Source organism: Duganella sp. Root198D2, assembly GCF_001428585.1.
In the GTDB taxonomy this organism is placed as follows: Bacteria; Pseudomonadota; Gammaproteobacteria; order Burkholderiales; family Burkholderiaceae_D; genus Rugamonas.
In genome coordinates, this window is sequence record NZ_LMIC01000012.1 from 1 (window position 1) to 19,282 (window position 19,282).

The window sequence follows — 19,282 nt, forward strand, 5'->3', positions numbered from 1 at the left end:
GCTGAGATTTGCAAGGTTTCGCTAAAATGGGCGCAATTCCTTGCAAATTTTCGAGGGTTAGATGGGACCAAAACCAGCTGGACCGCAGAGCAACGACATGTTTCGCCAGCGTTTGGACGAGCTGGTGAATCCGCTCCACCCGTTAGCAAGGTTGGCGGCGCACRTCGACTGGCAAGTGTTCGAGCAGAAGTGGGCGCCCCATTTTCCTTCGTCGCGTGGTCGCCCGGCGACCTCGACACGCTTGATCGCCGGCCTGCTGTACTTGCAGCACACGTTCGCCTTATCCGACGAAGATGTTGTGTGRGGCTGGGTCGAGAACCCGTATTGGCAGCTGTTCTGCGGCGAGACCTGGTTCCAGCACCAGCCGCCGATTGACCCCAGCTCGTTGACGCGCTGGCGCAAGCGGATCGGTGAAGAAGGCTTGGAGTGGATGCTGACGGAAACGATCAAGGCAGCTGAGTCGACCAATGTGGTGAAGCCCAAAAGCTACGAGAAGATCATTGTCGACAGCACGGTACAGGAAAAAGCCATTGCCCATCCCACTGACAGCAAGTTGCTGGAGCGGGCCAGGCAGCACCTGGTCAAACTGGCCGCCGAAGGCGGCTTGGTGCTGCGCCAGAACTACAACCGCGAAGCACCAAAGCTGGCGGCGCAGGCGGGACGTTATGCCCATGCTAAGCAGTACAAGCGCATGCGCGCCAGCCTRAAAAAACTGAAGACGGTGGTTGGCCGCGTGTGGCGCGACGKGCAGCGACAACAGGAAAAGCTGCCTGCCGCCATGCAGGACAAGGCCCGCGACTTGCTGGCGAAGGCCAAGCGCTTGTTGACGCAAAAGCAGAAAGACAAAAACAAGCTGTACAGCCTGCACGCGCCGGAGGCCGAGTGCATCTCCAAGGGAAAATCGCGCCAGCCTTACGAGTTCGGCGTGAAGGTGTCGATCGCCACCACGCACAAGGAAGGCCTGGTGGTAGGGATGCGCAGCATGCCTGGCAATCCGTACGATGGCCACACGCTGTTCGAGGCATTGGAGCAGGTGGCGATTCTGACTGACTGCCAACCCAAGGAAGTCTTCGTGGACCTGGGCTACYGTGGCGTGGAGGTGCAGCCTGGCACCAAGGTTTATCACCCCAAACTCAAGCGCAACATCACGCAGCGCCTGCGGCGCGATATCCGGCGCCGCAGCGCCATCGAGCCGGCAATCGGGCACATGAAAAATGATGGCCGTTTGCGACGGAACTGGCTGAAAGGCACAGATGGCGATGCGTACCATGCGCTGCTGTGCGGCTGCGGACACAACCTGCGCATGTTGCAATAAACTGGTGGCTGCGACTGTTTAATAAAAACACAGNCGGGCACATGAAAAATGATGGCCGTTTGCGACGGAACTGGCTGAAAGGCACAGATGGCGATGCGTACCATGCGCTGCTGTGCGGCTGCGGACACAACCTGCGCATGATCCTGCGGAAGCTGCGGCTTCTTTTGGCCTTGATCGCAGCCCAGGCAATGCCGCCGCCGATTCCGGTGGCGTGGACTTGGCGCCGACTCCAGCCCAGGCATTGCTGAATAACGATTTATTCAGACCGGACCCGGAACTGGCTGAAAGGCACAGACGGCGATGCGTTCCATGCCCTGCTGTACGGCTGCGGACACAACCYGCGCATGATCCTGCGGAAGCTGCGGCTTCTTTTGGCCTTGATCGCAGCCCAGGCAATGCCGCCGCCGATTCCGGTGGCGGGGACTTGGCGCCGACTCCAGCCCAGGCATTGCTGAATAACGATTTATTCAGACCGGACTAAAAAACAAAATCAATGAGCCAAAACTTTATCAGGCCTACACGCGGGAAATTGTCTTCATGGATTAAGGCGCTGGCCAGCACAGCCCTTGGTTAACGGGCGTTAAATTTTGGCATTCTGTTCACTTTGAAACAGAAAAACGTTGTTTTTTCTAAAGTTCGTCGTTATCCTCATTCGACGTTGTTCCACTTGAAGAAGGGGAGTCGATGCGAGCGTTGTTGGGCGTGGTGATCGTGCTGGCGGGCCTCAGTGCCTGCTCTGCCGCCAAACAGGAACCGGCTACGGCCGACCTGCAATGGGCCGAGACTTCCCGGCCAGTCGATGCGCGACTGGCGGAGCGCTACGAGCGCTCTTGCGCCGTGTGCCATGCGCGGAACGGCAGCGGAGCGCCGCTGGCGGGCTTTGCGCCGCACTGGAAGCCGCGCCTTGACAAAGGCATCAATCAACTAGTCCAGCATGCGAGCGATGGCTTTAACGCCATGCCTGCCATGGGCCAATGCAATGACTGCAGCGCAGGCGACTTACGCGCGTTGACGCTCTTCATGGCAAGGAGCGGAACATGAAACAGCGACGCCTTTTCCTGAAAGCCGGCGCCATGGCTGCGGCGGCTGGCTTGCTCGCCGGTCGCGCCCAAGCTGAGCTGGCACTACCTAGCCCCTTCCGCTGGAAGAACTGGTCGGAAGTGCAGCAATGCCAGGCGCAGGCGCTGGCCACTCCTGCCGACGAACAGGCGCTGGCCGACTTGCTGCGCAATGCCGGCGGTACGGTGCGCTGCGTTGGTGCCGGCCATTCCTTCACTCCCCTGGTGCCCACCAACGGCACGATCGTTTCGCTGGAACGCTTGTCCGGTGTGCTGTCGCATGACAAGGCCGCCATGACGGCCACGCTACGCGCCGGCACGCGCCTGGCTGCAATTTCGCGCCAGCTGGATGGCGTTGGTTTGGCCTTGCGCAACCTGCCGGATATCGACATGCAGTCGCTGGCGGGCGCAATCAGTACAGGCACGCACGGCACGGGCGCGAACCTGCAGGCCATGCATGCGGATGTAATGTCGCTGCGCCTGGTTACGCCGCAGGGCGAGGTGGTAGAGTGGGACCAGGAGCGTCATCCGGAGCAAATGGCCGCAGCTCGCGTCTCCCTTGGCAGCCTGGGTGTGATTACGCAGGCGACCGTGCGGGTGGTGCCCTCCTTCAGCCTGCACCGCAAGGTGTGGCTACGCCCAGTGAGCGAAATTATGGAACAGGCCGCCGAGCTGGCGCGCAAGCATAGGCACTTTGAGTTCTACTACCTGCCCTTCACCGGTTATGCGGCAGGCATTGCGCACGATGAGTATCAGGGCAGCGACGTGCTGGTACCGCGTTCGCAAGACGAGGAAATGCTGAGCGACTTGCGCAAGCTGCGCGACTGGTTGGGCAAGTTCCCGGACATGCGGCGCTGGGCGGCGGGCAAGTTAATCGATGAAGACCTCACAGAGGAAGCGAAGAACCGCTCGTGGAAGCTGCTTTCCACAGTGCGGCCAACACGCTTCAATGAAACGGAATACCACGTGCCGCGCGAGGCCGGCATTGCCTGCGTTAAGGAGATCATCGCTGCGCTGGAGAAGCGCAACGAGGTCTACTTCCCCATGGAGTTCCGCTTCGTGAAGGCAGATGATGCCTGGCTCAGTCCTTTCCACATGCGCGATAGCTGCTCCATCGCCGTGCACGCAGCGCATGGCGAGGCGCATGATTACCTGGTGACCGAACTGGGGCCGATCTTCCGCAAGCATGGCGGCCGGCCGCATTGGGGCAAGCTGCATAACCTGACGGCGAAGGAGCTGGCGGCGCTTTACCCGCGCTGGAAGGATTTCCTGGCGCTGCGCCAGCAGATGGACCCGCAGGGGCGCATGCTGAATCCGCACCTGCATTCAATGTTCGGGGTGGCATGATGGTGGCGCTGAAGCGGCGTGCCGTGATCACTGCCATTGGCGCCGGGCTGGTTGGTGTTGCAGCACTGACAGTTCGTCCGCGCGACAAGGGGGCGCCGCATGCAGAGTACTTTGCGCGGGCTTCGAAGGCTTTGCGTGCGGCGGGCATTGCTACGCCAACCATGGTCATCGATCGCGACCGCCTGCTGGCCAATGCGCGTCAGGTCATGCGCAATGTGGATGGGCGCTTGCCTTTGCGGCTGGTAGCCAAGTCCCTGCCCTGCCTGCCCTTGCTGGACTTGCTGATGCAAACCATGCAAACGCGCCGGCTGATGGTGTTCAACCTGCCCTACCTGCAGCAGCTTGCTGCGCAGCGTGGCGATGCGGACCTGCTGCTTGGCAAGCCTTTACCTGCAGCTGCGGCGGCGGAGTTCTATCACGACTTCCAAGGCGGCCAGTTCAATCCTGGGAGACAGTTGCAGTGGCTGGTGGATACGCCGGAGCGCCTGGCACAGTATCGAGATCTGGCAAAGGCACAGCAGCTCGATATGCGCGTAAGCCTGGAGATTGATGTGGGGCTGCATCGCGGCGGTGTCGATAGCGCGCAGGTGCTGCAGCAGATGCTGGCGATCCTTAAGGAGGAACCGCGCCTGCAATGGAGCGGGATGATGGGCTACGACGCGCACGTGTCCAAGCTGCCGTTGGCAAGCCTCCGCGAGAAGGCGCTCACGGATGCCAAAGCGATCTATCGTGACTACGCAGGGATGGCAGCGCAGGCGATGCGGCCCAATGGCAGTCTGGCAGGGCTCGTGTTCAATGCCGGTGGGTCGCCTACATATCGCATGCATGACAGCAGCGGTGCGGCGAACGAGGTTGCGTTGGGTTCAGCGCTCGTCAAGCCGAGTGACTTCGATACGGATTTGCTGAAGGACTTGGCATCTGCAGCATTCATCGCAACGCCTGTGCTGAAGGCTGGGCGGCATTTCCAGATGCCGCGCGGTGTGGAGGCGCTGGGCGATGCGGTGCGGGCATGGGATGTGAACCAGGAACGGGTCTACTTCGTCTACGGCGGCAATTGGATGGCTGATCCAGTATCCCCCGCAGGGCTGGCGGCTAGCGGCCTGTATGGGAACTCGTCGAACCAGCAGGCTTTGCTAGGGTCAGGGGCACAGCAGTTGCAGGTAGATGACTTCATATTCTTGCGACCGCGGCAGAGCGAGTCGGTACTGCAGCAATTTGGCGATATCGTTGTAATGGAGGGTGGAAACGTTACGGAGCACTGGCCCGTAATGCCTGCCATGCCCTGACTCCACATTTCGCCTTAACTATTGAAGTCCTGTGCAAAGCTGCGACTCTTGCTGTCTTTCATACTCCCTCACGGAGTTGGGTTCCTCAACGCTCTGAACTGGGGGAGCCTTACCAAGAAAATTCTTGACTTCTTTGACACTTGCTCGCTCAAAGGGCATGGCACCAAGGGCGTTGCTCAATACTCCCTAGCTCGACGCGAATGTTTCAACGGTCGAAAACAATGTCGCACCGCAGCTAGTTTTATCGCCCTCGTATGCGACAGCTTTGCCGTTGACGGTATGGTTGGCGTTACCGCTGATGATGACGCAGTTTTGGTGCCCGGTCATCGGGCATGTGCATTTGTCGCCAACTAAGGCCACTGGATTCCCGCGGACAATCACGTGCGTTGCGCTGGTTTCGACAACCTTCCCTCCGTGAGATGTCGGATCACCGACCCGGATAACATTTGCCACTTTCGCCCCCTTCCTTGGCAAGACAAATCACCAACTTGTACGGACTACATCATCCCCTTCAAATAAACCTGAGTCCGGTGCATGCGCTCATACCTCCAAATGGGTAAAACCCATGAGGAAATTTTGCAAACCATCCACGCGAGTAGCCAACTAGCCACTGGGGTGAGAAGGATCGCGATAAATAGAGCGATAGCGGCCCCGCCAGTCGTCAAAACGAGAAGTTTTTGTAATGGATACCCAATCATTGCAAGTCCAGCGATTGGTGATGCAAGAAATGTGAACCTAGTGTCGCCTTTAGATGTATGAGGTCCGTGCAAGTCAGAAAGCTTGAGGTATGCGATGCCATCCTCGAAGAAAACATAAGAATCTGCGGGCTTGATTCCTAGCCGCCCTTCGCGGAGTACTCGTATGACAACGAACCACAGTGACAGTGTTCCAAGGGCAAAGACAAGCAATGCGAGGTATCCAAATGTGATTCTCTCGCTCATGAAAAATGCTAGCGATGCGAGCGGAGCCAAACAAACAAGGGTCGTTGGAACTACAAAAATAGCCATAATTAATGCAAGGCATGCCAAATATCGTTGCGGATTATTGAGAAAGAACCCAAGTGCTAAAAGCGCTGCTGCCGGAGCTATTAGAAATCTACAGGTTTGGACAATCGATCCCCACGAGAAAATGGGTGATGTGAAAGCCGCGCCAAGCACGACCATCATGATCCACCACGCCGCAGAAAGAAACCAAAAATTGGAGGATCCTGCTTTCATGCTCCAAGTCCGCCGTAAGCAAGAGCCTGCCCTACTGCACTGTCGAAACCTTGATAGTCCGCCCCAAAGTCCTTCTCTAGTTTTTCAAGGGAAGGTTTAACTGCATTTCTGAGACTATCACTTAGTCCAAACTGCTGATCCGCCAGGTCGACCAGAAAACCTACTGCAACGTTGAGGACAATGACTCCCGTGCAAATCACCAAGACTGGTAACGCAATAGTCGCACCGAACAATGCCGCAGCACTAGTCACGACAGTCGCAAGGATCCAGCCTACTGCGGCAGTAAGTACACCTCCAATAGCGGCCTTGCCGATGTCTGTCCCAACCTTAATGAAGAGATCATTCCAATCCCGCTTTGGAAGCCCGGTTATGGGGTCCTTGTCCTCGTACTCCTTTAACCATTCGGCTACATCAATGGCAATCACAAAACAAATCGTCGCCACACCGCCTTTACCAGTCATTCCTTTGATCGCCCCCCAGCCTGCATTGCGAAGGCCTTGTGCAGATCCAACACCGAAGGAGAATGCAATGACCTTTGCGTTCTTCGCGCCGTACCAATTTGCAGTGAGATACTGTCGAGCCTGCTTGTTGCCGGTGAGTATTACGCTAAGCGTGCCTCTAATCTTCTGAAATTTCAGTCGTTTCCCCCAGAGTTCTTTTATCCAGTTCAAGTTGTCGCTCGTAAATCCAAGCTGGGCGGCAATCTGATTAAATACCCAGTTTCTTGTAATAACGTTCCCTGAATAGAACAGCTCCTTGTCGCTCCCATGCATAAGGTATTCCAGCAACTCACGAGGCATACCCTTGTCTTCGATATCCAATTGAACAATGAGCGTAAATCTCTCATCTGATCCTGAACGGTCACGGCTGAGAACCTGAGAATAGGTATCAGAGTGCCGCCACTCATGAGATTTCATTACGACCAAAAGTGGGGCAGGCTTTACTCGCGGCTCTTCGCCAATATGCACACCGTTAGGTTCGTAGGGGAAGTAACGGCCTATAAGAGTTCCATTCTTCTTTAACACCATGGCCCCGCGAAATCCACGTCCTACCCAGAAATGCTTAAGCGTCCCATTGAAAAAATTGACCTCCTTGCCAGCAGGCACCAGCTTCTTTTCCATCGCATCATAGAATGGGTCCTTTTCTGAATAGACAGAGTACAAAGCATTCTCTTCGAGCGAGATGTCGAAGATCACATCACGGTGCTTGCGTAGTACAACACGGACCTTCCTTGCCTTTTCGTTCCAGCAGTTCACCGCTTCGCCTGGCAGGTCAATGCAAATCGTCTGTTCTTGTTGATGCGCCTTCCTTAACGAGGCTGTCATGTCTTCCTCCTGTTCAAACCAATCTACTCTGCTGGACAATTCTGAAAGCTCCCGACGGCAGATCCCTAAGAACACCTCGCCCGTTTGTAATTGACTGCGTAACTTCCTGTCTTTCGGCGAAGAACGTCAACCTCAACTCATCCTGCTTCGGCGAGTTTCCGTCAGCATCGACATACTCAATCTCCACTTCGCGCTTTTTAATAGAAATATTTCGCTCATGAGATCTCGCATCTCGTTCAGTACTTTCGGTGTCTGGTCCATCGAAAATGAACTTTGACGCAAGGATCTTTACTGTTCCGCTAGAGCCAAGCGTTATCCCGTCGCCAATCCTGATATAGGAACCGTCGGCACTCACTAGCTTGATCTCGCTTGCGCAAACGATCGCCTTTCCGTCCGTGGACGTAATGCGCAGATCCCGAGTCGCGAGCATTTCACCCGTGCCCTCTTGGCTCTGAATGACGAAGTTCCCTTTACCTGAAATGGCCTTGAGATTCCCTTGATAGGCGAAAATTGAAATGTCCTGAAAACTTGCGACGGAAGTGGACCGCGCTGCATGAAAATGCAGGTTTTTGTTTGAGATGAGGTATGAGTTTTCCTTCGAGTAACTGGCAAACGTTCCTGCGGTTGCCATTGCGATGGCAGATGGGGAAGCGATTGAAATCTCGCCGTTGCCTGATTCATTTGGTCCACGACCTTCCCAAGATCGATAGCTCTCGGAGAGATGGGCAAGTTCGTCGCCAAGGTCCGGATCCAAACCTCGAGATTCTGCGGCATTACTTATCTGGGTCGCCGTTGACGCGGAGTCTTCAATAAGCGACTTGAATTCATTGCATTCGGCATGGGCCGCATCGAATCTGCTTTGTCTCCATCCACTCAACAAGAGTCCTCCGGCGCCTCTGACCGTCGTAATGCCTGCACTACGCAGCTCCGCGCCTGTTCCCCGTCGTTCACCAGTACCCAATACTCGGGGTCCCGTGAGAAAACCTAAATTTAGTTGACTATCCTCAGTACTGCTCGCGAGCTGCACGCTCAGCTCTCCAGGGGTGTCGTCTAATCTGATTTGGTTCGCACCTGAACCCCGGATCTCATGACTGCGAATGCCTGAGACATACCGATTAGCTGGCACAGAGCTATCAGCATGAAATGCAGGAATGCGCGCATTTCCGTTATAAAGTTGGCCGATAACAATTGGTCGGTCTGGGTCTCCTCCAAGAAAGGCGATAAGAACTTCCGTTCCAATACGGGGCAATCCAAATTGCCCGAACTGAAAAGCGCCGCGTTGTCCTCCTGCCCAGTTGCTTGTCACACGCACCCAGGCAGAATCATTTTCATTCTCTGCCGCCCCAGAACCTTGAGCATGCAAGTGATCTTCCTTGCGTGTCGTACGGAAGCGAACTTTCACGCGGCCCAACTCGTCGCAATGCACTTCCTCGCCATCTGGCCCAACGACAACACCGCTTTGCAAAGGGACGTTGGGCATGTCCACTTGCGCGTCGTAGGCGGGGACAATAGGAATACCGCGACGAACAGCAGTGAAGCCCACTTTCACGCGCATTGGCGATAACTCGATGTCTGCGCCTGGCATCCATCGGCTACGAAAAAACAAATGTTCGACCCGCGCAGCAAGGTCTTTGGAAAGGTTGTTTGATACGTCCACTTGCAGCGCGCTGATGACGAACTCGCGTTCTCCGATAGCGTGTACGTCAATTTCTGGATGACCCTCAAGTTCAAAGTATTCGCCAACACAGAAGTCACGCACGCTGCCTTCGCCGTGAAAGCATTTTGATTCAAGGTCATGGCGGTTCATGGCTAGCTGACCAAGTTGGCAAAGGTCGTCGTGGTCATCACCTGCGTGCGGCGAAAGAACGAGGTAGTCATCCAGCGTAGCGGACATCTCGTTGCCGTTTGGTCCTTGGTCCACCCGGCCGTCAACTTTAGTGGTCATGAATTCAGAATCTTGCGGATTCTTGTAGTTCCAGCTGAAGCGCGACACGCTTCCCGGCTGCAGGGTGCGGACAGCACACCACGATGTGATGGTGTCGCGCTCTTCGGTTGCGGCGTCGCGGTGGTAGCGCACAATGCCTGCGGCGTTTGGCGGCAGCGTATCAGCGTTGTCGAACAAGACCATCGTGTGCGATGGGCAATCCGATTGGTCGGCGCGGAAGTACCATGCGATGCCACGTCGTTTGAGCAGGCGGCGAATGAAGGCGGCATCGGATTCGTTGTACTGCATGGTGAACTCGCGCTGCGGATAGGCGTCAATGCGGAACGATTCATCCATCTCATAGCGGAAGCAGGTTCCGATGATGGGATTAGTCTGCAGCCATTCGTCCAGGATCACCCGCACGATCTCCACTTCGTTCTTGTTGCGGAAGACGCGGGTGTTGTTGCGCTTTTCCATGATGGATAGCGCATCGCGCAGCACCAACTGGTAGCTGGCCAGGCCGCCATCGCTGTCGCCGGCGCTGGCCTCGGTGACAATGCCGCATACGCTGCGCAGGTCGCCGCGGTCAGTCACGATGTCGACTGCAACAGGAAGGGCGATCAGTTCTTTCAGCGGGATGAAGGCGTCGAGGGAGACACACAGGATGCGGTACTCAATGCTGCCGCAGATTGACTCGTTGCCCTGGACGCGTTGTGGCAGCAGCACGTCTTCCAGCATTTGCGTCGGGTTAGCCAGACGCAGGCGCAAGGGTCGGTTTTCTGTGACCAGGTCCTTGTCTTGCTGGAAGAAGCTGAGTAGTGCATTGTCCACTTTAGGCTCCCATCGTCTGGTTGACGCAGGTGCCTATGGTTACACGCGTAAAATTTGTCGACGTTGATCTTCAGCAAATCGAATGCGGGCGAAGCTAAATATCGCTGGCTTTGATATGGCTCAATCTTGCCAAGTTCTTTTCGAGATAGCGAACTTTTGCAATCGCTGCGCTTCGCGAGTCGCTTCAGCCAGTAGCTCGGCCCAATCGCCCGGAGGATGACCGCCCTGAAGCATCTTCCGGAAGACCCGATACGCATCGTCACCGCCTTCATAGGCGCGCTTTGAGTGCTCGTCATTCACCCACGCAAAAACGATCACTTTGCTGGAAGCATGGAACCGGAAGAAGAGGCGATACTGCTGGAAGAATTTGACGCGGAACCAGTGCTTGTGTTCTTCGCCGAGCGTACTTCCCTGCCGATATTCAGGGCGAGTCGGATCTTGAGGGATAACGTCAAACGCAAGCTTGGTGATTGCCGCAAGCCGTTTGCTTGGGTTCTTTGTTACGTACCCTTTTGGATCCTTCTGCTTAAGCGCTTCAACCTGCTGGACCAGTGCCTCGAGTTGGGCAAGAAATAGCGGATGGGCATAGATTGTCCAACCATGACGCCGCAGTGGAATGGGCGTTGTTCCGCTCATTCATCTTCTTCCGGCAGCGGCGTGTCCATGTCAAATTCAACACCTTCGGTAAGTTCCTTCAGGCGCTCGACAAGCTGCGCATCGATCGCCTTTAGTTGCTCCGGAGAGTTCGCAATGTCCTGAGCCAGAAAGCGCAGGAAATGGCTCAAAACAGGGTCTTCGGCCTCTGGGCCTTCCACGCGGGTGAGCAGCACTTCGCCATTGGCAGTAATCGTGTACCGGATCTTGTCTTTTTTCCCCAGTCGCAACGCGCGGCGTACCGTTTCCGGAACGGTGGTCTGATACCGGTCAGTCAGTGTAGATTCGGCTTTAAGGAAGGTAGGCATGATTCGTGGCGCCTGATGATGAACATCCATGGTAATGCGATTGCATTACCAAGTCAATTTACGAGGCATTCGTCAGATGAAACGTATGCACAAATGTCAACATCTTGGCAATTGTTAAAAAGAAACCGGCAAATGCGTCAACAGACCGTGGGCGTATAATGCGCATTAACATCCTCATGCCTGATACGCATTGGAGCCGTATGAAGCCAGCACAATCCCTTCCCAAGCTGCCAAGCAAAAAGGCGACTAACATCACCCTGTCCATGGACGTCTATCAGGCAGCCAAGAGTCTGGGTATCAACATTTCGCAAGTCTGTGAACAGCGCTTGCGGGAAGAGATCCAGGCCCGCAGGGAACAGCAATGGAATGAGGAGCATGCCAGCTTTCTCGACGCCTATAACAACCGGGTAATCGAGGAAGGGGTCGCCCTGCAGGAATGGCGAGCATTCTGATGGCGCGCTTTGACATCTACGTCAATCCGGGGCGGAACCATCGCAATATCCCATACCTGGTCGATGTGCAGAGCAATGTCATTAGCGGATTGGCGACAAGGATCGTGGTGCCATTGCGTCCATTGGCTGGATTTTCTTCATCTGCGCTGCCGCCAGACCTGTTCCCTATCATCCAGATCGATGGCGGAGACTACGTGCTGGACACTCCGCAATTGGGCGCCATTCCCTTGGCAGAGCTTAAGAGCAGGGTGGCGTCAGCACGTGACAGTCAGTTTGTTATCCAGGCCGCGCTGGACAGGGTCTTCGGCGCGTACTGAAGAGACAAAATGAAACCGGACAAACCATTAGCCGCCTATCGGCAAATGCGCCAGCAGCCTTTATGGCGGCTTTTGGCGGCCGCCAACGGGCCGACTGTCATCGCCCTGCTGCAAGCACATTTATACGAAAGTGAACGCAGCCTGCCTGCATCCATCTTCCACGAGCGCATTGAGCGCGAACTTGAACGCCTGCGCAATCTTGGTGAGGAGTGGCCGCAAACCGCGCAGCAATATGCCGCTTCCTGGTTGGGGGATGGCTACCTCGAACGTCGTTTCCCGCCCGGCTCGAAAGAAGAAGAGTACGAGCTTGCGACGTCTACCGTCGAAGCAATCCGCTTCATTTCAAGCCTGGCAAAACCACATAGCGCCGCCACGGAGAGCCGGCTAGGGCTGGTGATAGACGCGCTCTCCAAGCTGTCCGACGATACCGACACCGACAAGGGCCGTCGAATTGCACGCCTGCGCGCTGAGCAGGCACGCATCGAGCGCGAAATTGCCGATATCGAACAAGGCAAGGCAATCATCCTTCCGGAAGCGGCGGCGCTGGAACGCACGCGCGAGATCATTGCGCTGGCAGATAACCTGGCGGGCGACTTCCGCCGGGTGCGAGACCAGTTCGAGCAATTGAACCGCGACCTGCGCGAACGCATCATGGACAATGAAGGCAGCCGGGGCGAAGTACTGGATTCGCTGTTTGCCGGCATTGACCTGATCAGCGAGAGCGAAGCGGGCCGCACCTTCTCGGCCTTCTGGCGCCTGTTGACCGATCCCGTGCAGTCCTCCACCCTGGAGGATGCATTGGACCAGTTAATGTCGCGCGAATTTGTCGCTGCGCTGAATCCAGCCGAGCGTCAATTCTTGCTGCGCCTCACGCGTACGCTACTGGAGCAAGGCGGCATCGTCCACGAAGTGCTGCAATCCTTCGCCCGCAGCCTGAAGCACTTCGTACAAAGCCGGGAATTCATGGAGCAGCGCCGCCTGACCCAGTTACTTCGCTCCGCCCAGCGTTCGGCCCTGGCATTGAAGGAAGAGGTCAAGGCGACGGATACCCTCAACTACACGCTGGAGCTGACCAGCAGCAAGCTGTCCTCATTGTCGCAGTGGCTGCTGCACGATCCCGCACTGCAGGCACTGCCGGACCGGATGGGCGAGGCTGCCGCAGTCCCGATCGACCTTGCCGCTATCGGCGAACTGGTCGCCCAGTCGGAAATCGACTTCCGCTCGCTGGCAGTCAATGTCCAGGCGGTGCTGGCAACGCATTCCCAGTGTTCCGTCGCCGACGTGCTGTACGCGTTCCCCGCCGCCCAGGGGCTGGGCAGCGTGATCGGCCTGATGTCGCTGGGCAGCCGCTATGGCATGGTGGCCCAGTCCAGCGAGACCGTTACCTGGCTTGGCAACGACAACGTGCAACGCAAAGCTACAATACCGGCTATCTACTTCTTCAAGGATCAACAGGATGGACTTGCCCGAACAGGCGGCAGCGCAGGCTGACGTTGCGCCGGCGCCGACCGTTCTCTTCATGAACGATACCGGTGAGCTGCCGCTGGATACGCGCCGGGTGCTGGTGCAGCTGCTATCAGGACCTTCGCTTGAAGGGCGCCGCCATCCCAAGCTGTGGCCTGTGCTGCTGCGCGACGAGACAGTGGTGCAACGCCGCTTGCACGACCTGTTCCTGGACCTGGTGATCGACCGCGACCTGCAGGTGGCCTTTACACGCCAAGTGGATGCCGGCGACCTGGATATACCAATCCTGTTGCGCCGCGCCCAATTGACGTTCATCGACTCCGTGCTGGTGTTGTTCCTGCGCCAGCGACTGACCCAGGCCGAAGCGCACGGCGACCGCGCCGTAGTAGCGCGTGATGAGATGGTGGAGAACCTGGTGCTTTACGAACGCGCAGCCAGCACCGACCGTGCCGGCTTCACCAAACGTATCTCCGCCTCCATCGAGAAGATGAAGAAGCACAATATCCTGCAGAAGATCCGCGCCAGCGAGGACCGCTTTGAGATCTCACCTACGTTGAAGCTCCTGTTCACCGCTGAGGAGATTGTAGCGCTGACGGCCCTGTATGATGCGATGGCCGCTGGCGAATCACCTGAACTGGAGCGCCAGCCGCTGGATGATGGCGAGGACGAGGAATGAACGACCAGTTCCGCATGGCGCGCCTGCAGGTATTCAACTGGGGCACCTTCAGTGGTTTGCACGATATTCCGATCAGCGAGCGCGGTTTCCTGATCGTCGGCCCGTCCGGCGCAGGCAAATCGACCTTGCTGGATGCGTTTTCCGCACTGCTGGTGCCGCCGCGCTGGATCGATTTCAACGCCGCGGCGCGCGAGGCCGACCGCACTGGGCGCGATCGCAACCTGGTCAGCTACATCCGCGGCGCCTGGTCTGCGCAGAGCGATAGCGCCTCCGGCGTTACGTCCACGCGCTACCTGCGCGGCGGCACCACCACCTGGTCCGCGATTGCCCTGCACTACCACAACAGCAACGGGCAGGATGTAGTGTTGCTCCAGCTGTTCTGGCTGCGTGGGAACAGCAATGCCAACACCGATGTCAAGCGCATCTTCCTCGTCCTGGAGCGCCCGTTCGACCTGCGGGAACTGCAGGACTTTGGCAGCACCAATTTCGATATCCGCAAGCTGAAGCAAACCCTCCCGGACGCCCACATCAAGGATGAATTCCGGCCCTACTGCGAGCGCTTCTGCCGCTTGCTTGGCATCGAGAGTGAAATGACGCTGCGCCTGCTGCACAAGACGCAGTCTGCCAAGAACGTGGGTGACTTGAATACCTTCCTGCGCGATTTCATGCTGGACAAGCCGGAAACCTTCGAGGTGGCGGACCGCCTGGTCAACGAGTTCGGCGAGCTGAACGCCGCGCACCAGTCTGTCGTTACGGCACGCCGGCAGGTACAAACCCTGGCGCCAGCCCGCGCGCGGCACCAGGAGATGGAGTCACTGCAACTGGAGCGCAACGGTCTGAAGGAGCTGGAAGCTGGACTGAATGGCTACCGCGAACAGATGCGAATGAAGCTGCTGGCCGGGCATATCGAGGCATTGCGCATCGACGTTGAAGGCATGTCCGGCCGTGTCCAGCAGTTGCGCAATTCCCAGGACAACCGCGAACTCGCCTTGCGCGACCTGGAGCTGCAACGCAGTGCCGCCGGCGGCGACCGCATCGAGCAGCTGGAAATCGAACGCCGCCTGGTGGAAGAGCAACGCATCGGGCGGATGGCCAAGAGAAAGCAGGCCGTCGATGCCTGCACTGCACTCGAATGGACTTTTGCGGGCTCGCCGGATGGCTTCGCGCTGCTGGCCGGCCAGGCCCGGCGGGAACTCGAGGAATGGCAGCAGAGCGCCACCGGTGAAGACCAGTTGCTGGAGCTGGGACGCGCCCGCGATGACGTGAAGCGCAAGCGTGAGGAAGTACTTCAGGAACTCCAGTCATTGCGGCGCCAGCCAAGCAGCATCCCGGCACATATGCTTGAAATGCGCCGGCAGCTGGCAGCCGCGCTGGGCTTGGGTCACGACGCCCTGCCCTTTGCCGGTGAGCTGATGGAGGTCAAGCCGGAGGAGGCACAGTGGCGTGGCGCCATCGAACGCGTGTTGCACGGCTTCGCGCTGTCCATCCTCGTCGACGAGGAACATTACGCAGCCTTGGCCAACCACGTCAACGAGGCCAGCCTGGGCCAGAAGCTGGTGTATTTCCGTACCGGCCGCGCCGAACAGTCACAGGCGCGGGCGCTGCGGGCAAGTTCGCTGGTCACCAAACTGAATGTAAAAAGCGGCCGCTTTGCAGACTGGCTGCAGGCCGATTTGCGGCAACGATTTGACTACGAGTGCGTGGAGTCGATGCGCGCTTTCCGCGCCGCGCCGGAACGGGCGCTGACGCGCGAAGGACAGGTCAAGCACAATCGTGCACGCCATGAGAAGGACGACAGGAATAGCGTCAACGACAGGCGGTATTGGGTCCTTGGTTTCGATAACCGCGAGAAGCTAAGCCTGTACGAACAGCAGGACCAGGAACTCCGCCAGCAACATGAGTCGCTGGAAATCCAGCTGTCAGCCCTTGGCAAGCAGCGGCGCGAGGCCGGCGCACGCGTGCTGCAATGCCATACCCTCGCCAACCTCCAATGGCATGAGATCGAAGTCGAGCCCCTAGTCCTGCGCATCGGCGCAATCGAACGCCAGCTTGCGGCCATCCGCGACGGCAACGCCAACCTGCAGGCGATCGACGATCGCCTGCGCCAGCAGCGCGAGCTGGTGAAGCAGGCGGCGGCGGCACTGGAGGAAGAGAAGGTGTCGCTGCTGGCGCGGCAGCGCGAGATCGATCTGCATGAAAAGCAGCTTGCCGCGGCACAGCAGGATCCTTCCATCGTCCGCCCGACGCCCTACCAGCAACAGGGCCTGGACGAGCGCTATCTTCGCCTGCCGCAACCGCTGGTATTGAAGGACGTCGACCATGCGGACCGGGTAGTTCGCAAGGGCATTTCAGACGACATCCTGAAGCTTAGCGAGCATATCGGCGATTGCGGCAAGTTTATCGAAGCCCAGTTCTCAGCGTTCATCAGCAACTGGCGTGCCGATTCCGATGGCCTGGATGCCGCGCTGGCAGCTGCACCGGACTTCTTCACCAAACTGACGCGGCTTGAGACCGATGGCTTGCCGGCCCACGAACAGCGCTTCTTCGACTTGTTGCGCAACCAGAGTCACCAGAACCTGGCAGCCTTGAACACCTACCTGAGTGATGCGCGCAAGGCGATTCTGGCACGCATGGAGGTGGTGAACGAGAGCTTGCGGCAGGTGCCGTTCAACCGCAACGAGGAACGTACAACCTACCTGCAGATACAGCCGAAAGACCGGCAACTGCCGGACGTGCGCCAGTTCAAGCAGGACATTCTCGATGCGCTCAGCCACGCGTGGCATGACGATCCGGAAGCGGCGGAAGCAAGGTTCATCGAACTGCGCCGCCTGGTGGACCGCCTCTCCAGCCAGGATGCCGAACAGCGGCGCTGGCGCGAATCCGTCCTGGATGTTCGCCTGCACGTCGAATTCATCGGCAGGGAGTACGACGAACATGGCGTCGAACAGGATGTGCTCGAGAGCGGCGCTGGCAAATCCGGCGGCCAGCGCCAGAAGCTGGCGACTACTGTTCTCGCAGCTGCGCTGCGCTACCAGCTTGGCGGCAGTGAAAGCGGCGTGCCAGTCTACGCGCCGGTGGTGCTGGATGAAGCCTTTGACAAGGCAGACAACGAGTTCACCGCGCTGGCCATGAATATCTTTGCCAATTTTGGATTCCAGATGATCGTTGCCACGCCGTTAAAGTCTGTAATGACCCTGGAACCCTTCATTGGCGGCGCCTGTTTTGTCGCGATTCGCGACCGGCGTGAGTCCGGAATACTGCTGATTGAATACGATGAAGAACAACGGAGGCTGAAACTGGCCTCCGACGTACGCGCAGAGGCCTCCCTTGAAGCAGCCGGATGATGTTCGCACGCTGCTGAAAAAACGCTTCGCAGGCAAACACCGCGAATGGCTGGTTGCCGGTGATCCTTCGCAGCAGTGGCCGCTGGTGATTCCACTTGGGCCTCCAAGCGAGGCTGAGGCTTTGAAGCAGGTCGACGCTGTGCGCGACTGGGCCTCCGTCTGGCGCAATTGGAGCGGCGAAGGCGATGTTAAGTGGGTGGAGCGCCGCTGGCGCCTGCTCGGCACTCAACGCCTGCCAGAGGCCTTGCATCTGGACGGCCCACGTGCGGTTTGCGCGTGGATTGGCGAGCTTGATCGCTGGCGCATTGCCGAACGCCGTTTCCAGGACTTGTGCCAGCGCTGGCCGCAACTGGCGCTGACTGCCTCCCGCCTGTTCAATGTGCTGGCCGATTTTGAAGATGCCGACTTTCAGCGCCTGCTGCTTGCGCTGGATTGGCTGGAGGCGAATCCTCGCTCCGGCCTCTATCCTCGGCAGCTGCCGATAGCGGGCCTGGATACCAAATGGATCGAGCCGCGCAAAGGCCTGCTTGCAAAGTTATTGGCTGGCATACGTAAGCTGGACGGCAACGGGGAGGATTTCCATAGCCTGAGCGGATTGGAGTCTCTGCCTGCCGTCGTGCAGGTGCGGCTTCTCGACCCTGTTTTGCGTGCCAGGTGCGGCGGCTTGCGTGATTTCAGCGCGCCCGTTGAACAGTTGGCCGGCATGTCACTGGAACCAACAACCGTGCTGGTTGTGGAAAACCTGCAGTCGGGATTGGCTTTGCCCGACATGCCAGGCACCATCGCCTTGATCGCGCTGGGATATAACGTTGACGTACTATCGCGCATTCCATGGATCAGCGGCTGCAGGGGCATCTACTGGGGCGACATCGACACGCACGGCTACGCGATCCTTCATCGCGCACGCTGTCACCTGCCGCAACTGCAATCGCTGTTGATGGACGAAGCGACCTTGCTGCAGTTTTCTTCGCTGTGGACCAAGGAGGCAGATCAATGCGCCGCGGAAGACTTGCCGCTCTTGCAGCCTGCGGAACGCATTGTCTACCAGGGATTGCGGGATCATCGCTGGGGGCACTGCCTAAGGCTGGAGCAGGAACGCATCTCGTGGCAGCTGGTCCTTCTGGCACTGGGTATTCCGCGCTGATCACAGCATGTCCGGCGAAATACGGCTTGCCTCCTCAGCCAATGTTGCTAACCGATCTGACTGGGACAGGGCAAACTCCGCAATCTTATCCACCAGCACCTGCTCCCCCGGCAGATAAGACTGGCTGCTCGTCGCGGCCATAGCATGCTTCCGCACGCCTTCCCGCATACGGCGGCACTCACGCACCAGCAGTTGCCGGTCAATTGCGCAGCGCTGGGCAAAGTCGGCCAATGAGAACGCTTTGATCTGATCGAGGTTGAACTCGTCGCCGAACGCCATGGCCAGGTCGTGCGAGAACTGCGGGTATTGCACGACGCCCACCAGGTCATACCAAGGCGCTGCTTGCAGGCCTGACCGGTGCACGAGGAAGGAAAAATTCTTCCCATGGGCGTCGCTATTCCCAATCACAAGCTGGAAGAGCGTCCAGCGCAGCATGGCAAGCCTGTCAACCGCTTTGCGGGGTGGCATGTTCAAGCAAGCCGAAGAGCTTGGGCAGGCTGACGCCATCACGATACAGCGCGGCCTCGCCAACGTTGCCGATATTGCGTTTGTATTTGTACGCGGCTGGCAGGTCGCTGGCTCTTAGCGACCCCTTGGGCTGATGCCACGATGTCCAGCGC

17 protein-coding genes and 1 pseudogene are annotated in these 19,282 nt (G+C 58.0%); 11 read left to right on the top strand and 7 right to left on the bottom strand.

The features are described 5' to 3' along the window. The first annotated feature begins 61 nt into the window (after positions 1-61). From ASE26_RS12530 to ASE26_RS12550, 5 genes and pseudogenes are all read left to right on the top strand, one after another. Complete coding sequence (locus ASE26_RS12530; RefSeq protein WP_057246348.1) at positions 62-1,315, top strand: IS5 family transposase; 1,254 nt, start codon at positions 62-64, stop codon at positions 1,313-1,315. A 34-nt stretch (positions 1,316-1,349) separates the two neighbouring features. Next, positions 1,350-1,491, top strand: a pseudogene (locus ASE26_RS12535) (IS5/IS1182 family transposase); the annotation flags it as partial. Between the two features lie 508 nt (positions 1,492-1,999). Beyond that, positions 2,000-2,356, top strand: coding sequence for a cytochrome c5 family protein (locus ASE26_RS12540; RefSeq protein WP_082591355.1), 357 nt, complete (start codon positions 2,000-2,002; stop codon positions 2,354-2,356). After that, the gene (locus ASE26_RS12545) at positions 2,353-3,720 is read left to right on the top strand and encodes a D-arabinono-1,4-lactone oxidase (protein WP_057246349.1); all 1,368 of its coding nucleotides are present in this window, start codon (positions 2,353-2,355) and stop codon (positions 3,718-3,720) included. Before ASE26_RS12540 ends, ASE26_RS12545 begins: the two co-directional genes overlap by 4 nt. After that, the gene (locus ASE26_RS12550; protein ID WP_229208152.1) at positions 3,717-5,006 is read left to right on the top strand and encodes an alanine racemase; all 1,290 of its coding nucleotides are present in this window, start codon (positions 3,717-3,719) and stop codon (positions 5,004-5,006) included. The genes ASE26_RS12545 and ASE26_RS12550 overlap by 4 nt, the downstream gene beginning before the upstream one ends. A 186-nt stretch (positions 5,007-5,192) precedes the next feature. Here ASE26_RS12550 and ASE26_RS29945 read toward each other — a convergent pair whose 3' ends face one another. The 6 genes from ASE26_RS29945 to ASE26_RS12575 form a co-directional block, all read right to left on the bottom strand. Further along, positions 5,193-5,459, bottom strand: coding sequence for a PAAR domain-containing protein (locus ASE26_RS29945; protein WP_082591356.1), 267 nt, complete (start codon positions 5,457-5,459; stop codon positions 5,193-5,195). A 44-nt stretch (positions 5,460-5,503) separates the two neighbouring features. After that, the gene (locus ASE26_RS12555; protein WP_156409932.1) at positions 5,504-6,223 is read right to left on the bottom strand and encodes a hypothetical protein; all 720 of its coding nucleotides are present in this window, start codon (positions 6,221-6,223) and stop codon (positions 5,504-5,506) included. Next, positions 6,220-7,548: a hypothetical protein gene (locus tag ASE26_RS12560; RefSeq protein WP_057246351.1), complete on the bottom strand. Its 1,329-nt coding sequence runs from the start codon at positions 7,546-7,548 to the stop codon at positions 6,220-6,222. Before ASE26_RS12560 ends, ASE26_RS12555 begins: the two co-directional genes overlap by 4 nt. Before the next feature lie 13 nt (positions 7,549-7,561). Beyond that, the gene (locus tag ASE26_RS12565; protein ID WP_057246352.1) at positions 7,562-10,303 is read right to left on the bottom strand and encodes a type VI secretion system Vgr family protein; all 2,742 of its coding nucleotides are present in this window, start codon (positions 10,301-10,303) and stop codon (positions 7,562-7,564) included. Positions 10,304-10,423: 120 nt separating this feature from the next. Next, positions 10,424-10,939 (bottom strand): type II toxin-antitoxin system YhaV family toxin, encoded by a 516-nt coding sequence (locus tag ASE26_RS12570; protein WP_055938648.1) that lies wholly within the window; start codon positions 10,937-10,939, stop codon positions 10,424-10,426. After that, a complete protein-coding gene (locus tag ASE26_RS12575; protein WP_055939552.1) occupies positions 10,936-11,265 on the bottom strand; it encodes a type II toxin-antitoxin system PrlF family antitoxin in 330 nt (109 codons plus the stop codon). Before ASE26_RS12575 ends, ASE26_RS12570 begins: the two co-directional genes overlap by 4 nt. Before the next feature lie 200 nt (positions 11,266-11,465). Here ASE26_RS12575 and ASE26_RS12580 point away from each other — a divergent pair, with 200 nt between their 5' ends. Genes ASE26_RS12580 through ASE26_RS12605 form a run of 6 tightly spaced genes read left to right on the top strand, consistent with a single transcriptional unit; the run spans position 11,466 to position 18,662 of the window. Further along, positions 11,466-11,717 (top strand): type II toxin-antitoxin system CcdA family antitoxin, encoded by a 252-nt coding sequence (locus tag ASE26_RS12580; RefSeq protein WP_055939555.1) that lies wholly within the window; start codon positions 11,466-11,468, stop codon positions 11,715-11,717. Beyond that, on the top strand, positions 11,702-12,034 hold the full coding sequence (locus tag ASE26_RS12585) for a CcdB family protein (protein ID WP_200953871.1): 333 nt from the start codon (positions 11,702-11,704) through the stop codon (positions 12,032-12,034). Before ASE26_RS12580 ends, ASE26_RS12585 begins: the two co-directional genes overlap by 16 nt. 9 nt (positions 12,035-12,043) lie before the next feature. Continuing rightward, positions 12,044-13,525, top strand: coding sequence for a DUF3375 domain-containing protein (locus tag ASE26_RS12590; RefSeq protein ID WP_055938653.1), 1,482 nt, complete (start codon positions 12,044-12,046; stop codon positions 13,523-13,525). Beyond that, positions 13,491-14,174: a DUF4194 domain-containing protein gene (locus ASE26_RS12595; RefSeq protein WP_055938656.1), complete on the top strand. Its 684-nt coding sequence runs from the start codon at positions 13,491-13,493 to the stop codon at positions 14,172-14,174. Before ASE26_RS12590 ends, ASE26_RS12595 begins: the two co-directional genes overlap by 35 nt. Further along, positions 14,171-17,518, top strand: coding sequence for an ATP-binding protein (locus ASE26_RS12600; RefSeq protein ID WP_055938658.1), 3,348 nt, complete (start codon positions 14,171-14,173; stop codon positions 17,516-17,518). Before ASE26_RS12595 ends, ASE26_RS12600 begins: the two co-directional genes overlap by 4 nt. Continuing rightward, positions 17,502-18,662 carry a DUF3322 domain-containing protein gene (locus ASE26_RS12605; protein WP_055938662.1) on the top strand — a complete coding sequence of 387 codons (1,161 nt, stop codon included), beginning with the start codon at positions 17,502-17,504 and terminating at the stop codon, positions 18,660-18,662. The genes ASE26_RS12600 and ASE26_RS12605 overlap by 17 nt, the downstream gene beginning before the upstream one ends. On the opposite strand, the gene ASE26_RS31505 is transcribed toward ASE26_RS12605, so the two are convergent. Further along, positions 18,663-19,097 (bottom strand): HipA domain-containing protein, encoded by a 435-nt coding sequence (locus ASE26_RS31505; RefSeq protein WP_057246353.1) that lies wholly within the window; start codon positions 19,095-19,097, stop codon positions 18,663-18,665. Between the last annotated feature and the right edge of the window lie 185 nt (positions 19,098-19,282).

Bases quoted from the DNA above. Each gene is read 5' to 3' on its own strand.
- ASE26_RS12540 (WP_082591355.1), top strand. From the start codon at position 2,000: ATGCGAGCGTTGTTGGGCGTGGTGATCGTGCTGGCGGGCCTCAGTGCC.
- ASE26_RS31505 (WP_057246353.1), bottom strand. From the start codon at position 19,097: ATGCTGCGCTGGACGCTCTTCCAGCTTGTGATTGGGAATAGCGACGCC.
- ASE26_RS12585 (WP_200953871.1), top strand. From the start codon at position 11,702: ATGGCGAGCATTCTGATGGCGCGCTTTGACATCTACGTCAATCCGGGG.
- ASE26_RS12550 (WP_229208152.1), top strand. From the start codon at position 3,717: ATGATGGTGGCGCTGAAGCGGCGTGCCGTGATCACTGCCATTGGCGCC.
- ASE26_RS12560 (WP_057246351.1), bottom strand. From the start codon at position 7,548: ATGACAGCCTCGTTAAGGAAGGCGCATCAACAAGAACAGACGATTTGC.
- ASE26_RS12600 (WP_055938658.1), top strand. From the start codon at position 14,171: ATGAACGACCAGTTCCGCATGGCGCGCCTGCAGGTATTCAACTGGGGC.
- ASE26_RS12590 (WP_055938653.1), top strand. From the start codon at position 12,044: ATGAAACCGGACAAACCATTAGCCGCCTATCGGCAAATGCGCCAGCAG.
- ASE26_RS12555 (WP_156409932.1), bottom strand. From the start codon at position 6,223: ATGAAAGCAGGATCCTCCAATTTTTGGTTTCTTTCTGCGGCGTGGTGG.
- ASE26_RS12545 (WP_057246349.1), top strand. From the start codon at position 2,353: ATGAAACAGCGACGCCTTTTCCTGAAAGCCGGCGCCATGGCTGCGGCG.
- ASE26_RS12580 (WP_055939555.1), top strand. From the start codon at position 11,466: ATGAAGCCAGCACAATCCCTTCCCAAGCTGCCAAGCAAAAAGGCGACT.
- ASE26_RS12570 (WP_055938648.1), bottom strand. From the start codon at position 10,939: ATGAGCGGAACAACGCCCATTCCACTGCGGCGTCATGGTTGGACAATC.
- ASE26_RS12595 (WP_055938656.1), top strand. From the start codon at position 13,491: ATGGACTTGCCCGAACAGGCGGCAGCGCAGGCTGACGTTGCGCCGGCG.
- ASE26_RS12575 (WP_055939552.1), bottom strand. From the start codon at position 11,265: ATGCCTACCTTCCTTAAAGCCGAATCTACACTGACTGACCGGTATCAG.